The sequence below is a fragment of the Lacrimispora indolis DSM 755 genome (assembly GCF_000526995.1).
GTDB classification, from domain to species: domain Bacteria; phylum Bacillota; class Clostridia; order Lachnospirales; family Lachnospiraceae; genus Lacrimispora; species Lacrimispora indolis.
In genome coordinates, this window is sequence record NZ_AZUI01000001.1 from 5,796,907 (window position 1) to 5,810,729 (window position 13,823).

Annotated in this window: 11 protein-coding genes; all 11 read right to left on the minus strand. The window is 45.8% G+C overall.

Going from position 1 to position 13,823, the window contains the following annotated elements; all coding sequences use genetic code 11:
* Positions 1-66 precede the first annotated feature (66 nt).
* The gene (locus tag K401_RS31610) at positions 67-912 is read right to left on the minus strand and encodes a sialate O-acetylesterase (RefSeq protein ID WP_029701044.1); all 846 of its coding nucleotides are present in this window, start codon (positions 910-912) and stop codon (positions 67-69) included.
* A gap of 52 nt (positions 913-964) precedes the next feature.
* Positions 965-1,882, minus strand: coding sequence for a dihydrodipicolinate synthase family protein (locus tag K401_RS0128165; protein WP_024296075.1), 918 nt, complete (start codon positions 1,880-1,882; stop codon positions 965-967).
* Between the two features lie 12 nt (positions 1,883-1,894).
* A complete protein-coding gene (ilvD, locus tag K401_RS0128170) occupies positions 1,895-3,613 on the minus strand; it encodes a dihydroxy-acid dehydratase (protein ID WP_024296076.1) in 1,719 nt (572 codons plus the stop codon).
* 31 nt (positions 3,614-3,644) lie between these two features.
* Entirely contained in the window at positions 3,645-4,646 is a 1,002-nt protein-coding gene (locus tag K401_RS0128175) for a Gfo/Idh/MocA family protein (protein ID WP_024296077.1), read from the minus strand.
* A 15-nt stretch (positions 4,647-4,661) separates the two neighbouring features.
* On the minus strand, positions 4,662-5,747 hold the full coding sequence (locus K401_RS0128180) for a Gfo/Idh/MocA family protein (protein WP_024296078.1): 1,086 nt from the start codon (positions 5,745-5,747) through the stop codon (positions 4,662-4,664).
* Positions 5,744-6,922, minus strand: coding sequence for a Gfo/Idh/MocA family protein (locus K401_RS0128185; protein WP_024296079.1), 1,179 nt, complete (start codon positions 6,920-6,922; stop codon positions 5,744-5,746). Before K401_RS0128185 ends, K401_RS0128180 begins: the two co-directional genes overlap by 4 nt.
* A 78-nt stretch (positions 6,923-7,000) precedes the next feature.
* Complete coding sequence (locus tag K401_RS0128190) at positions 7,001-8,611, minus strand: extracellular solute-binding protein (RefSeq protein WP_024296080.1); 1,611 nt, start codon at positions 8,609-8,611, stop codon at positions 7,001-7,003.
* A 54-nt stretch (positions 8,612-8,665) separates the two neighbouring features.
* Positions 8,666-9,556: a carbohydrate ABC transporter permease gene (locus K401_RS0128195; protein ID WP_024296081.1), complete on the minus strand. Its 891-nt coding sequence runs from the start codon at positions 9,554-9,556 to the stop codon at positions 8,666-8,668.
* 31 nt (positions 9,557-9,587) lie between these two features.
* On the minus strand, positions 9,588-10,490 hold the full coding sequence (locus tag K401_RS0128200; protein WP_024296082.1) for an ABC transporter permease: 903 nt from the start codon (positions 10,488-10,490) through the stop codon (positions 9,588-9,590).
* Between the two features lie 18 nt (positions 10,491-10,508).
* Positions 10,509-12,092 carry a glycoside hydrolase family 43 protein gene (locus K401_RS0128205; RefSeq protein WP_024296083.1) on the minus strand — a complete coding sequence of 528 codons (1,584 nt, stop codon included), beginning with the start codon at positions 12,090-12,092 and terminating at the stop codon, positions 10,509-10,511.
* A gap of 57 nt (positions 12,093-12,149) precedes the next feature.
* A complete protein-coding gene (locus tag K401_RS0128210; protein WP_024296084.1) occupies positions 12,150-13,166 on the minus strand; it encodes a LacI family DNA-binding transcriptional regulator in 1,017 nt (338 codons plus the stop codon).
* Positions 13,167-13,823: the final 657 nt, after the last annotated feature.

Sequence of the window (13,823 nt, forward strand, 5' to 3'; positions counted from 1 at the left end):
AATTGGACTAAATTTTATGATAATCTTTGTAATACATATCAAATATTTTCCACAATACCGGTTCCTTTAGTTGACCGCATCTTGATTACTAAAATATATATTTTTATAGTGAGGATCATACAAGACCGGTTCCCTGCCGGTATTAACAAAAATACCGGCATTCATCCCGGCCTTTAACCCTGCCTCATTGTATGCCCACTGATAATAATGATACCAGTCTTTCATTCCGCCTCGCTTTTTCATTTCTGTAAAATCGGTGGAAACCAAAACCACATCGGGATGTTCCTTGGGAATCTGGGTCTGCACTTTTATTATCTTATCATAATTTACCGCTTCCTCTCCGTTATATTCTCCAATCCGGATCAGAAAGCACTTTTCCGTGCCTGTCTCCTTCATTTCCCCCAGCATCCTCTCAAAATATAACCGGTATTCCTCAGGCTCCAACCCCCGGTCTCCATCGGTTTCTCCCTGGCACCAAAGCATATAAATATGGCGAATACAAAAGCCTTGTTCCACCAAATACTTCCTGCCAGACCGCAAACGCTCCTTCGCATCTTCAAGAAATTCTCCTCCTGCCTGCCACTCCAGAATGGAGGAACCTCCCTTGGAGGCTGAAATTGCAACAACCGGAATTCTCGTACAAAGGTAATAGGCATTGATAAAGGCAGCCGCCAGGGAGCCGGTCTTTTTATCCCCATCATCGATCCCGCCTTCCCGGTTTTCTTCCTTCCCAAAAGGCTCTTCCATTAAAAAAAGGCGGTCCGGCGCAGTCACGGCACGGTATTCATAGCCGGCACCAGGCAAAATTACCGGAGCTTGCTCTCCGGTTTTTCCATCCGGAATCCCCCTGCCTGCCATATTAGACTGACCCATAAACAGAAATAAATCCATGTTTCCTTTCACTGCATCCATTCCTTCTTTCACCCCCTGCTTCCCTGGCACAACCTAAGTTCCTGATTCCATATCACAAAATATGGCATTTCCTCATCCGGTCTTCGCAAGCCGCCATAATTGTTGACAAATGCTTTTTCTGTTTTTCCGTCAAAGGTGTCAAAGGATTCCTGCACTTAATACTTATCTCAATTCCCCTGTTCCTGACTCCTTCCTTTATGACCGGCACAAAGATCTCTGCCACAGAATAAATTTCCATAAGCTGGTCAAAAATTCCCTGAATGTTTTCACAAGCCTCAAGGTTTCTTTCATCCACTACCCGGACCCAGGCCGAAGCCAATTCCGGATAAATATTGGATAATCCGCCTATGCAGCCGCTTCCTCCTGAGAGCATATTATGAAGCATGAATTCGTCAAAACCAGAGAATATCTCAAAATCAGGAAATTCTTGTGACACTGTCTGGATCAGGGCACGGGTATGTCCCATTTCCCCCACAGTGTCCTTATAACCTACAATATTTCCATGGCTGCGCAGAAGCTCAAGGGTGGTTTGGGGACTTATGTCATAGCCGGTCCTGGCAGGAAAATTATACAGATAAACCTTCCCCTTGATTTTACCGCATACCGTGTCATAATAATGATGTATTTCCCTTTCAGACAGGGAAAAATAGTACGGACTTATTACCAGCACTGCATCCGCTCCCTTTGACAGCGCATAGTTGGAAAGTAAAACTGTTTCCTCCGCATTCATGCCTCCGGTTCCAATTAAAAGCCTGGTCCTTCCTTTTGCATAGTCCGTCACATCACATATCAGACGGCGCTTTTCCTCATAATCAAGAGCAAAAAATTCCCCAATGCTTCCCATAATGACCAGACCGCTGACGCCGCCGCTTATCAGGTGTTCCCAGATTTTCCGGTTTCCGTTGCTGTCCGGCTTTTCTGTTTCATCAAAGACAGTAACAACAGGTGTATAATAATTTGCTTTCTTCATATTCTTCCTTCCCTAATAACCTGCCCCTTGCATCGCAGACAGTGCATGCCTGGTATACCTGCCAAAAAGCCCTTTTCTTCCTGCGGGCAGTTTGGGATCTTCTTCTGATTTTCTCCGTTCCATTTCCTCAGCAATTTTTTCCGGTGTCATTTTTTCTCCGGCGATCCCTACGATATCCAGAATTCTTTTTTCCACATCATAATGAATTAAGTCTCCTGACCTTATAAAAGCCAACGGTCCGCCCCTGGCAGCCTCCGGAGACACGTGGCCGATGGCTGCACCTCTCGTCGCACCGGAAAATCTTCCATCTGTCACAAGAGAAACCTTACCGTTTAAGTCCTTATCACAAACAATGGCTTCCGTTGTCATAAGCATCTCCGGCATACCGCTTCCTCTGGGCCCCTCGTAACGGATCACAAGAATATCTCCCTGCTCTATTTCATGACTGACAACCGCAGAAAAAGCATCTTCCTCACAGTCAAACACTTTTGCTGTTCCTGTGTGGGAGCGCAGTTCTCCTGCACAGGCAGAATATTTAATGACCGATCCTTCGGGAGCTAAGTTCCCTTTCAGGATTGCAATGGAACCTTTTTCTTCTGCATCTTCCGGTTCCTGAATGACATCCTGCCGTTTCAATCCGTAATTATGTAAATATCCCAGATTCCGTTCGAAAAAGCCTTCTTTACGGATATCCTCCAGATTTTCTCCAAGGGTTTTTCCGGTCACAGTCATAACATCCAGGTTCAAATAATTCTTTAACAGCATCTGAACCATTGGGATTCCGCCTGCAAACCAGAAGCTTTCCGTCAATTGAGTTCCGCTGGGTGTAAGATTGCATAAATGAGGGATTTCGTGATTGATTTCATCAAACCATTCCATAGGCAGCTCCATTCCCAGTTCCGATGCAATGGAGGGCAAATGCAGGGTGGCATTGGTAGAACCGCCGATGGCACTATGCAGGATGATTGCATTTTGAAACGCCTCTCTGGTCATAATCTGGGACGGCTTTAAATCAATCCGGGCCAGATTCATGACCGCTTTTCCCGCCCGCCTTGCGTATTCCGAAATATCCCGCATGGTGGCCGGAACCAGGGCACTGCCGGGAAGAGCCATTCCCAAAGCTTCTGCCATACATTGCATGGTGGAAGCCGTTCCCAAAAAGGTACATGCCCCCGCAGAAGGACAGCCGGTCAATTTATATTCCCGGATCTCCTCCTTTGTTATTTCATTCTTTCTTTTTTCCCTTAGGGATATATCTCCGGCCACCAGAGAAGTAGTCATATAAGGCCCCGGCCTCATGCTTCCTCCCGGCAGAAAAACCGTTGGAATATCCATTCTGGCCGCTGCTTTTAAATGGGCCGGAACCGATTTATCACAGGAGCTGGAAAGAACCATCCCATCCCAAGGCACAGCACCGGCATGAACCTCCACCATATCGCAGATGGCTTCTCTTGATGCCAGTACCAGATTCATTCCGTCATGGCCCTGTGCACAGCCGTCACAAATATCTGTCACGTGATACTGTGCGCCATATCCTCCGGCTGACAGCACACCCCATTTCACCTGATCTGACAGACGGTTTAAATGGACACTTCCCGGATGGGAATCCCCATATACATCTTCAATCAGGATCTGGGGCTTTTCAATATCTTCCTCTGCCCAGCCGCTTCCCAGCTGCAGTGCATCAAATTGAGCCCACAGTCTGCGTTCTCTTTCACTTTTCTGTTTCATATTCAAAGCCTCATCAAATATTGGTTTTTGTTTACAGATCAAAATAAACCCGTTTTCCAGTCTTTGCAGATTCCTGGATCTTGTCGATCAGGACGCTGACCTTTCTGGCTTCCCTAAGACTGATGCAAGACCCTCCGCTGCCTGCCAGCATATGATAAAATTCCCGGATGGCACGGGAATGGCTGTACCCGTAATAATCCTTTCCTCCACCTTCTGCATGGTCCTCTGCCAAAACGCTTTCCTGCCCATCCTTCAACACAGTCAATTTGTCGTTTCTTAAAAAAAAGGTTCCTTTTTCCGTTGTGACCTCAAGTTCAGCACTGGAATTCCTGCAATGGGTAACCGTGCCGTAGAATACTCCATGAACATCTTTTTCAAACATCGTAAAGCTGCATGCCGTATCCTCTACCTCAATATCCTCCAGAAGAAGGTTTCCTGCCATTCCTTTTGTCCAGACAGGCTTTCCGCAAAACAACTCCATTAAATCCATGGTATGAACCGCCTGGCTTAACATGACTCCGCCTCCGGCTTCTGCCTTTTTTCCTCTCCAGGGATCTCTGTTATAATAATCCCCGGTCCGGTTCCATGTGACCGCGGCTTTACAGCCCAAAAGCTTCCCATAGCTTCCTTCTTCCAGAATTTTGAGCATTTTCTGGACAGAAGCATCATAGCGGTGCTGAAAACACACGCCAAGATGAATGTGGTTAAGGTCCTCATTCTGAAGCAGGGCGTCTATATCCTCTGTATTCAAGCCAGCCGGTTTTTCCATGAAAACTGAAACTCCCATAGATGCAGCCAGCTTTGCCGCAGGCACATGCAGGTGGTGAGGCAGACAGATATGCAGGCAGTCAAGGCTTTCATTTTTAAGCATCTGTGCCAGATCCGTATAAAATACAGTTTCCAGGGCTTTCTCCTTTTTCCGGATATCACAGTCGCAGACTGCAGTTACTTCTGCTTCGCCCTGCAGAGAGCCAATCACCTTCCTGTGAACTTCCGATATGACACCAAGCCCTGCAATCCCGATTCTAAGCATATGCGATTCATCCTCTCATTTTACTTTTCTGGCCAGCATCTGTGCCTTTACGCACAGCTCCGCCGCTTTTAAGGCATGTTCCTGGGTCATGGCATGTTCCGTACGGTTGATGCAGTCCAGGATCAACTGACCAAAAAACGGAAAACCTACACGGCCCCGGACATTGACGGAATGCTCTCCCTCCTTATCCGCCCAGAGCACAAAATCACCGGCGCCTTCCCTTTCCATATCCACATACTTCCTAAGCTCAATATATCCTTCCGTTCCCAGGACAAAGGTCCTTCCGTCTCCCCAGACAGACAAGCCGTCCGGCGTAAACCAGTCCACACGGAAGTATCCCATGGCTCCGTTGTCACCTACCAGGGTGGCGTCACCGAAATCATCCAGCTCCGGGTATTCCGGGTGATTGTAATTTCCGATCTCACTGTTTACCACTGTTGCGTCCCTGGCACCTGTATAATACAAAAACTGTTCAATCTGATGGCTTCCGATATCGCACAGGATGCCTCCATATTTTTCTTTTTCAAAAAACCAATCCGGCCTGGAAGCAGCATTTAATCTGTGAGGGCCCAGTCCCAGTACCTGAATAACCTTACCGATTGCACCTGCCCGGATCAGTTCCCCTGCATACACGGCACTTTCCACATGCAGCCGTTCACTGTAGCTCACCATATATTTTCTGCCGGTCCTCTTTACTGCGGCCTTTATCATCTCCAGCTGCTCCAGAGTTGTCAGAGGCGCCTTATCCACAAAGCAGTCCTTTCCGGCTTCCATGACCCTTACTCCCAGAGCTGCGCGCTCTGAGGTGATGCATGCCGACGCCACCAGGCTGATCTCCGGGTCTGAAAGTATCTGATTTTCACTTTCAGCCGCCATAACACCTTCTTCCCGGTAGGTCTCCAAAAATTTTTTCACCTTTTCCGGATCCGGATCATACACCCATTTTAATGTTGCACCGGCTTCCAACAGTCCGTTGGTCATTCCATAAATATGTCCGTGGTCCAGACCCACTGCCCCTATGATAAATTCCCCCGGTTTCACAACCGGGGCCGGTTTTCCTTTGGGGGCATAGTTCATTCCGTCTTTTTGATTTACCGTCATTTCTTTTTCTCCCCATAATTCCCGACGGATATATCCGCCGCCGCAAAATTTTCTACACTCGCTGCCTTTTCATAAAAATGGATGGCATGCCTGCCAATTCCATCTGCCGTATAGTATTCATCATCCGTTGTGATGGGTAAGGACACCGTCCGTTTCTCAAATCCGGCCTTATAGATCGCGGTAATCAGTTCCACGGTCTTCCTTCCATCAAGCCCGGTGATCAACGGCCGGTTTCCGTGCTCAAGGGCGCTGAGAACATCATCGATTTCTCCGGTATGGCCTTCATATTCCAGATCTTTTATTTCTCCATAAGCCTGTTCCAGCTTTTCCATAAGCTCCGTATTCTTTTCCGGTAACGGAAATCCGTTTTCCTGTGTAATTTCAGCCGCACAGGACCAGGGGGCAGCTATTTTTGCATACTCGCACTGAAGCATAATTCCCTGCTCTCCGCCGTGATGCACAACAGAGCTGGTCACCTCTGCCACAGATCCATCTTCATACCGAAGCGCCGCAAAGGACAGATCTTCTACCTCTGAATTGTCATGCATCACATTGGCGAGCATGGAGGATACTTCCGAAGGAAGAGATCCCTGAATCCAGTTCAGCATGTCGATCTGATGTACGGCATGATTAAGAGTAGGACCGCCGCCTTCCTTTTTCCAGGTTCCACGCCACCATAAATCATAATAGCAATGGCCTCTCCACCAGAGAGAATCAATGTGGGCGCAGCGGATCTTTCCTGCCAGACCGCTGTCTGCCAGCTTTTTCAGCTTCCAGATGATATTCCGGAAGCGGTTCTGTGCAATACAGGCCATGACCACTCCATTCCGCCGTTCCGCTTCAATCATTTCATCGCATTCCTTCAGGCTGGGAGCCATGGGCTTTTCTACCAATACGTTTTTTCCGGCATTCATGCAGTTTATGGCAATTTCCCCATGACTGGATGGGGGTGTACACACATGGACCAAATCAATTTCCAGTCCGTAATCCAGCATCTCCTTATGATCGGCAAATATCCTTGCCTCTGTAAGGCCGAAGCGTTCTTTTGCCGCCTGTGCCTTTTCCGGATAAATATCACAAAGGGCGACAATTCTGCACCGTTCCTGAAAGGCCAGAAGCCCGTTCAAATGATTGCCCGATATATTTCCCAAACCTATGACCGCTACTTGAATCATATTCTATCCTTCCTCTCCGCCAGCTTTTGGTCTTGAGGCGGAAAGCAATCCGCCTCAAAACCAGACTTATGTACCACATCACTTATTCCGGAAATATTCCTCTCTTTCCGTTTTCACCTCTTCTGCTCCGGCTTCCTTCAGCGCTTCCATATATGCATCAAAGGTTTTATCAAAATCTTCTGGAGCACAAGTCATACATTTTACAAGATATTCGTCATCTGCAAGCAGGATCTTTGCACTGTTTTCTGACTGGGTAGGAGAAGTATATGCGGGATCATACACAAGGTCTCCTGCAATGGCATTTTCGAAGTTGTCCATTACATACTCCTCATAACCTGGAATCTCCTTTGAAGTGGCCTTCATGAAATCTTCTTCCGAAGCGTAATATCCCTGATTTCCTACCAGGAACAGGTCATGACGGATCCAGTCCTTATCCTCGGCATTAAAATCCGAATTGATGACCACGGGTACCCCGTCTTCTAAGTTGTAATGCTCGCCCTCAAATCCATGGAAGATGGCAAAGCCGCCTTCTTTGGTACTCAGCCAATCCAGATAGGTCACCACTGCTTCCGGATTTTTGCAGGTTTTCGGAACAATGTTATAGGCTCCGCACAGGGAATACTGAGGATTATACTGTTTCCCGTCATTCACATTCTTTAAAGGCGGAATGGAAACCATATCAGCCTCTGGCTCCAGGGCCTTTAGATTCTGCAAAAGCCCTCCTCTTAAGGCGTCCACATTTCCGTTTGCACTGTATTCTCCGATTCCCAGCTGCCCATTTACGAATTTTTCCTTCAGAGTTCCATCCTGATCGGTACTGGTATAAAATTCAGGGTCCAGAAGACCTTCGTTATATAATTTATTCATAAATTGCAGATAGTCCTTATATCCCGGATCTAAGTAGGCTGACATCTTATAGGAAACACCTGCCGCCGCCTCATCTCCCAGCGTCTGCATGAACGCTGACGACAGCCATGTTGTCCAGTCGGACTTCATGTAGGTAGAATAAAACGGAACCACATCCGTTCTTCCATCCGGATTATTATTTTTAAAAGCCTTTAATACGTTGTACAGTTCATCCGTTGTGGTCGGAATCTCCATTCCCAGCTTGTTCAGCCAGTCCTTCCGGATAAACACATTCTGACGTGCGGTAATGGAACGTCTGGCAGGAATTGCCCATAATCCGCCTTCCGTATTTCTGCCCAGATCAAGTACCTGATCCGTCACATATGCCTTTAAATTTTTCGCCTGACCGTCTCCGTCAATATAAGGACTTAAATCATAGGTACCACCCTGAACGTAATAGCTTTCTGCCAGGGTGGGGTCATAAGTCATAATAATGTCCGGCGCCGTGCCGCTGGCCATCATGGTCTGAATCTTTGTGGTTTCTTCATTTCTGGGAACCGCAACAAACTCTACGTTAATGCCCACCTTATTCATTTCTTCTTTTATATAATTTGTCCATCGGTTTTCCGTAATGGTAGAGCCTGCCGGTGCCGTGCTCCGGTCAAAAAGCTCCACTGTAATCGTCACATTATCAAATGTTTTCTCTCCGTAAGTGGTAACATAACCAGTTTCTGATGCAGCAGATTCTGCTGCTGTCTGTCCCGGCTGACTGCTGCCTCCAGTTCCGCTGCAGCCGCTCAGCAGCATTACAGCTGCCAGACAAATTGCTGATTTTCCTTTCATTTGCATTTCCTCCCATTTTATAGTTTATTTTATTTCATACACTTTTGAAACAAATCACCCTTTTACCGAACCGACCATAACACCCTTTACAAAATATTTCTGCAGCCATGGATATACCAGAATGATCGGAACGGTTGAAACTATGACACTGGCCATCTTTAAGGACTCCGCCATAACGGCAGTCCCCAGATTGTCCGATGAAGCAGATACCTGGCTCAATTGTCCTGCAAACAAAAGCTGTCTGAGCCGCAGCTGCAACGTATATTTATTCGGCGTCTGAATATACAGCAGGGCACTGAAATAATCATTCCAGTAGGAAACTGCATAAAACAGTCCGATGGTTGCAATAATGGGGGCAGACAAAGGCAGGACAATGCGGAACAATACCTGCATCTCACTTGCGCCGTCAATATAGGCTGCCTCCTTTAATTCCTTGGACATTCCCCGGAAAAAGGTTCTCATGACAATAAAGTTAAATACATTCATGGCGGACGGGATCACCAGACCGGCAATGCTGTCATAGAGCCCAATTCCCTTCACTACCAAAAAGGTAGGTATAATTCCTCCGTTAAAATACATGGTAAAGAGGATGATACCGGTTAAGAATTTCCCTCCCTTTAAGGTGGGATCAGATAATACATAGGCTGCCGCCACGGTTAAAAACAGTCCGAGTCCGCTTCCCAGAATGGTTACGATGACGGAAACATACATCGCGCTCCAGATCTGTGTCTGCTTTACCAGAATTTCTTTATATGCATTTAAAGTAAAATCTATGGGGTAAAATGTCACTCTTCCTGACAGTACAGGCGCATTTCCGCTCAAAGAGTAAGCCAATACATTTAAAAAAGGATAGATGCAGGCGATCACCGTAACTGTCAGTACCCCGTAAAGTGCCGCCGTTCCGATCTTTATCCCTTTCTTTTTCCCGTAGGTATCCCCCTTCATATTTCCATATCCTCCTGTTCTTTTCATTCGGCTATATGATCCCTTCTTCCCCGATCTTCTTTGCAAACTTATCAGCTGCAAGCAAAACAATGATATTGACAACCGACTGGAACAGTCCGACCGCTGTTGACTGGGAATACTGTGCTTTTTCAATACCGATCCTGTAGATATAAGTACTGATCACCTCAGATACCCCCATGACCTTTGTATTGCCGAGAAGCAGAGGCGCATCCAGTCCAATGGACATCATTTTGCTCACTGACAGAATCAGCATGGTAATGATCACAGGCTTGATCATTGGAATGGTAATATGTATAATCCGTTTTAGCTTGGAAGCCCCATCCAGATAAGCAGCCTCATAAAGACTTTCATCCACTCCGGTCAGTGCCGCCAGATAGATCACCGTCCCCCAGCCGATTTCTTTCCACACATTGCAGATTACATAGGTAAATATCCACCAGCCGTTACTGCTTAAAAACGGAACAGGATTTCCTCCTGCCGCCTTGATCATGTGATTAAAAGTTCCTGATGTAACTGAAAAAAGGTTCATTGCGATTCCCGCTACAACCACCCAGGAGATAAAGTGAGGCAAATACAGCAGAGACTGTGACAGCTTTTTGAAACGGGCATTGGTAACCTCATTGAGCAGCAGCGCCAAGCCTATGGTAAGAGGAAAATTCATTGCCAGGGTGAGCAGATTCAGCATAAGAGTGTTTCTGACAACATTCCAAAACTGCTTGTCCCTGAAAATCTTTTCAAATACCGAAAAACCCACAAATTTGCTGTCAAACACCCCACGGAAGATATTGTAGTCCTGAAAAGCCATTACCAGGCCTCCCATGGGAATGTACTTAAAAATGATATAATACAGCACAGGAAAAAGCAGCATCAGATAAGACCACTTCTTTTTCCAGACATACTCGAATCCCTTCATTAATATCCCTCCCAAAACCTATTCTTCCTTGTAAGAAAAGAAATCGAAATCCGCATACCCTCCCATACCGGATAAATCCTGACAGCATATGCCAATAAAAGCTCCTGTAAACATAACATGACCGGTACTTTGAAAATAATCATCGGAAAGCTTTGTGGCATCCATGGCATCTCCGATATTTAAATAAGTCTCTCCATCAAAGGAATAGGAAAACTGTGCTTTTTCCTTTGATGTCTTCAGGCGGAGATACAGCTCCCTATTCTCCGGGATGGAAACTCCCATTCCTATGGGATGGCTCCCTCTTCCCAAATCACATTGAAGAATGGAAAGTGTCTTTCCCTCATATTCATCTCTGGAAAGATACAGGTAATAGTAGCAGTCCGTATTATAAAAATACGTCAGTCCGGCCATTTGCTGGAAGTTCTGAGGTTCAAAATCAACTTTTGTAACTGCTTCCACATAAAATTCCTGCTGCCGGTGGGCCAGCAGAGACTGCCTGTATTTTGAATTTAAGGATTCTGCCCCATACAGCCTCAGCCAGCCTTCTCTTGCTTTTAAATCCCCTCTTTCTCCCAGGGGGACTCTCAGTGTCTGCAGATTTTTGTCCCATGTGCTGCCGTTAAAATCCTCAAACAGCTCCACAGGATCAACCGGAATTTCTTTTTCTCCCATTCCTATCTGGAGCACCATATCCGGTCCTATGGTTCCGTTCTCCATATACAGCCAGTCATTGCGCCATATCACCCGCTGCAGCCCTGTTTCTCTTCCCAGTATGCACCGTCTGTCTTCGCCGGCCGGCCTGCTGCATAAGTGTGCCAGATACCATTCTCCATCCGGCGTGCTTACAAGGCTGGCATGTCCTGCTTTCTGCAGTCCGCACTCCGGCAGATGGCGCGTCGTAAGAAGCGGCGTATTGGGAGCAGTCTCATAAGGCCCTGAAATCGTCCGGCTCCTCGCTGCTGTGACTGCATGGTCAAAGCCTGTCATACCTTCTGCTGTGATCAGATAATAGTACCCGTTTCTTTGGTACAGATGGGGGCCTTCTGCATATCCGATGTGAGAGCCTTTAAAAATCAGTTTCTGCTCTCCAACCAGCTTTTTCTTACTGCAATCGTATTCCTGAAGAACAATTCCACCGAATTTGGAATGATAAGAGCGGTAATCCATCTGCATGTTTAAAAAGTATTTTTTTCCGTTTTCGTCATGGAACAGCGACGGATCAAAGCCGCTGGAGTTTATATAAACCGGTTCGCTCCATGGTCCGCAGATGTCTTCAGCCGTAATCAGATAATTATGGGTATCCTTAAAACTGCCCCGATAGGACTTCACATCGGTATACACCAGATAAAAGATCCCTTCACTGTAGGACAGACACGGGGCCCAGACCCCGCAGGAATTATCTTCCCCCAGCATATTGATTTTTTCTGTTGAATCAAGGGGATATCCGATGAGGTCCCAGTTCACCAGATCGGTCGAATGATAAAGCCTTACTCCCGGAAACCACTCAAATGTAGAAGTGGCAATGTAATAATCCTGTCCAACCCGCAAAATAGAAGGGTCAGGATTAAATCCTCTTAAAATAGGATTATGAATTAAAGTCATAGTCGTCTGTTCCTATCTTTTTTCTGTTTCGTCTTAAAACAGGCTTTCTCAGTTCTTTTACGGCATCCGGAACGTGCTTTCCCTTACAATCAATTTTGTTGGAATTCTTATTGTCTCCGTACTCCCTGTTTTCTTTTCCATTATTTCCACCAGCAGCCTTGCTGCCTGTGCTCCGATCTGCTCCCTGTCCTGGCGAATCGTCGTAATTCCCGGTGAAACATAGGAAGCTACCGGCAAATCGTCATTTCCGATCACAGATACATCTTCCGGAATCCGAAATCCCCTCTTCCTCAGGATCTCTATGGCCCCACTGGCATACTCATCATACGTGGCATAAATGGCAGTAGGAAATTCATCCCAGCATTGCTGAAAAAGGATATTCACCGCTTCCAATCCGGCTTCTCTTGAATACTTGGATGCTTCCACGCAGTACTTGGGATTCCATTCCAGATTGTTTTCTCTTATGAACCGCCTGTATTCCTTAAACCTTTCGCTTCCGGAAACCGTATCCTGAGGGCCAGCCAGAATCGCTATCTTTCTGTGCCCCAGCATATAAAGATGCTTTAAGCTCTGATTGGCGGCCATGGCATTATCAGAAATGACAGACGGAACCCCCGGAAATATTCCCTCCACCGATACTTTTGGCAGGGGAGCATCCAGCAAATCCTTAAACTGCTCTAAGAAGCTGTTATTTAACGCCAGCAAGACTCCGTCTACATTCCGGTATTTGCAGTGTTCCAGAAAAGATATCTTTTTTTCTCCCAGGAAATTGTTGATAAAAACAATGTCATAGCCATAACCTCCTGCCACCATTTTAAATCCCTGAAGAATGCCGCTGTAATGGGGATGCATGATCCCCATTCCCTGTTCCTCTGCAAAAACGATCCCGATCAGCCAGGATTTCTGGGTCGCCAGTGTTCTTGCCGTATTATTTGGTACAAATCCCAGTTCCTTTATGGTTTGCTTTACAAGGGCACTGGTCTCTTTATTGACACCTTTGTAATTGTTTATCACCTTGGAAACCGTAGAAACGGAAAAACCTGATTCTCTTGAAACATCGTATATTGTAGCCATATTCCAATATCTCCTTCATTTACAACGCTTTCTGTACGAAGTAAAATGCAGTGAAATATACGCCTTTATTTTGATACTATTGATTTATTTTTGATATATTTCAGTTCTTATCCTCCTGCTATTTCATGTATTTTGATTAAGAAAGCGCTTTCTATAATGTATAACTATTTTAATACGTCAAGTTCATTTTCTGCTATTGACAATACTTACAATAATTTATGTTTAAGAAACATGTTTCGAACAATTTCCTTCTTTTTTCCAACAAGCTTTTATCATTCATAAACACCATAGGCTGCCACATGTGTAAAACTGCCCATTCAGATAAACGGTGCAAAAATGACCTGATTGAATAATATTTCCAGTATCAGTCTGCTTAAACTTTCATCCGGAAATCTGGCGTTCATCAAGGTTCCGATTCCAATTGTATTTCACTTTTAAGAGTATATATAACAGAATAATGGCAGATAATCCCGTCTCTTAACAATACAAGGATCATCTGCCGTTACATGTTTTTTCTTTATTATTTTGATGCTGTTTCTTAAACAATCAGTGAAAATCCGAGGTGCAAACGAAAACCTGTTCCATGACAGAGTAAAAGGAAAGACAGCGGTTTCAATTTTCAAAACCACCTTCTACTCCTTTAAGTGTAACCCTTCA

What these genes read in the sequence shown, in the direction of transcription:
- ilvD (WP_024296076.1), bottom strand. Translation starts at nt 3,613, where the DNA reads ATGAAACAGAAAAGTGAAAGAGAACGCAGACTGTGGGCTCAATTTGAT.
- K401_RS0128200 (WP_024296082.1), bottom strand. Translation starts at nt 10,490, where the DNA reads ATGAAGGGATTCGAGTATGTCTGGAAAAAGAAGTGGTCTTATCTGATG.
- K401_RS0128175 (WP_024296077.1), bottom strand. Translation starts at nt 4,646, where the DNA reads ATGCTTAGAATCGGGATTGCAGGGCTTGGTGTCATATCGGAAGTTCAC.
- K401_RS0128195 (WP_024296081.1), bottom strand. Translation starts at nt 9,556, where the DNA reads ATGAAGGGGGATACCTACGGGAAAAAGAAAGGGATAAAGATCGGAACG.
- K401_RS0128165 (WP_024296075.1), bottom strand. Translation starts at nt 1,882, where the DNA reads ATGAAGAAAGCAAATTATTATACACCTGTTGTTACTGTCTTTGATGAA.
- K401_RS0128210 (WP_024296084.1), bottom strand. Translation starts at nt 13,166, where the DNA reads ATGGCTACAATATACGATGTTTCAAGAGAATCAGGTTTTTCCGTTTCT.
- K401_RS0128180 (WP_024296078.1), bottom strand. Translation starts at nt 5,747, where the DNA reads ATGACGGTAAATCAAAAAGACGGAATGAACTATGCCCCCAAAGGAAAA.
- K401_RS0128190 (WP_024296080.1), bottom strand. Translation starts at nt 8,611, where the DNA reads ATGAAAGGAAAATCAGCAATTTGTCTGGCAGCTGTAATGCTGCTGAGC.
- K401_RS31610 (WP_029701044.1), bottom strand. Translation starts at nt 912, where the DNA reads ATGGATGCAGTGAAAGGAAACATGGATTTATTTCTGTTTATGGGTCAG.
- K401_RS0128205 (WP_024296083.1), bottom strand. Translation starts at nt 12,092, where the DNA reads ATGACTTTAATTCATAATCCTATTTTAAGAGGATTTAATCCTGACCCT.
- K401_RS0128185 (WP_024296079.1), bottom strand. Translation starts at nt 6,922, where the DNA reads ATGATTCAAGTAGCGGTCATAGGTTTGGGAAATATATCGGGCAATCAT.